At 47.9% G+C, this 1,070-nt stretch carries 2 protein-coding genes; both read left to right on the forward strand.

Going from position 1 to position 1,070, the window contains the following annotated elements:
- Positions 1-314: 314 nt before the first annotated feature.
- Positions 315-575: a hypothetical protein gene (locus tag P5683_RS06040; protein WP_006620625.1), complete on the forward strand. Its 261-nt coding sequence runs from the start codon at positions 315-317 to the stop codon at positions 573-575.
- The gene (locus tag P5683_RS06045; RefSeq protein WP_006620624.1) at positions 575-1,018 is read left to right on the forward strand and encodes a type II toxin-antitoxin system VapC family toxin; all 444 of its coding nucleotides are present in this window, start codon (positions 575-577) and stop codon (positions 1,016-1,018) included. The genes P5683_RS06040 and P5683_RS06045 overlap by 1 nt, the downstream gene beginning before the upstream one ends.
- The last annotated feature ends 52 nt before the right edge of the window (positions 1,019-1,070 follow it).

The following is a 1,070-nucleotide window of genomic DNA, read 5'->3' on the forward strand; positions in this document are numbered from 1 at the left end:
GCTCTGGGTAGGTTGGGTGGAGTGCAACGGAACCCAACAGCGGGTATATGTTTCCCACAGGGTGTTGGGTTCCCCCAAGGAGGTTCTCAGAAACCCGGTTTTTTCAAAAAACCGGGTTTCTTGGCCTTGGAAAGGGGTATATGTTGACCCAGGGGGTGTTGGGTTTCGCTATGCTGCACCCAACCTACACCAACTACACCAACCCAGGGGGTGTTGGGTTTCGCTATGCTGCACCCAACCTACACCAACCTACACCAACCTACTTTGGCTAAGATGTAGATAAAAAACCGGGTTTCTCAGGGATAGGAGAGTTTATGAATATTAAATTAGTGGAATCTTTAGCCCTAGTGGTTCAATCGCTTTCCCCAGAAGAGCGATCGCTTTTAGAGGAGAAGCTGAAAGCACGCCAGCAGGAAACCTCAGCGGCGGGGAAAGATCGTCCTTTTTATGAAACGGCGACTCCAGAAGAAAGGGCGAAAGCGTTTCGGGAATGGGCAGCGAGTCACCCGCGCAACCAGCCCTCTTTATCCGATGAAGCGATTAGCCGAGAAAGCATTTATGGAGAAAGGGGTTAATGTCATTTTTGATTGATACTAATATTCTGTTGCGGAGTGCAGACGCTAATCATTCCATGTACGCCGATGCAGTAACAGCGACAAATATTCTGCTTGCACAAGGGGGAGATGTTTGTATCATTCCCCAAAATTTAATCGAGTTTTGGAATGTTTACACCCGCCCTGTAGATAAGAATGGTTTAGGACATACCCCAACGGAAGCGGCTGCTGAAGTCAATCGATTAAAAGGGCTTTTTTTGCTATTACCGGATAGGTTAGCCATTTATTCGGAGTGGGAAAGGTTGGTGCTGACTTATGGGGTGAGGGGAGTTAATGTCCATGATGCGCGGTTGGTGGCAGCAATGCTGATACATGGATTGACTCATATTCTGACTTTTAATATCAGGGATTTTGCCCGCTATGGGGAAGTGATGGCAGTGCATCCGATGGATGTGCGATCGTAAATTTTGGGCAGCAAAAGAAAGGGGGTTTAGGGCGATCGCTTTGGTATCTTAC

This window comes from Limnospira sp. PMC 1279.21 (genome assembly GCF_032349615.1).
Lineage (GTDB): Bacteria > Cyanobacteriota > Cyanobacteriia > Cyanobacteriales > Microcoleaceae > Limnospira > Limnospira fusiformis.

Excerpts from the sequence above, each read along its gene's own strand:
- P5683_RS06040 (WP_006620625.1), top strand. The coding sequence starts at position 315 with ATGAATATTAAATTAGTGGAATCTTTAGCCCTAGTGGTTCAATCGCTT.
- P5683_RS06045 (WP_006620624.1), top strand. The coding sequence starts at position 575 with ATGTCATTTTTGATTGATACTAATATTCTGTTGCGGAGTGCAGACGCT.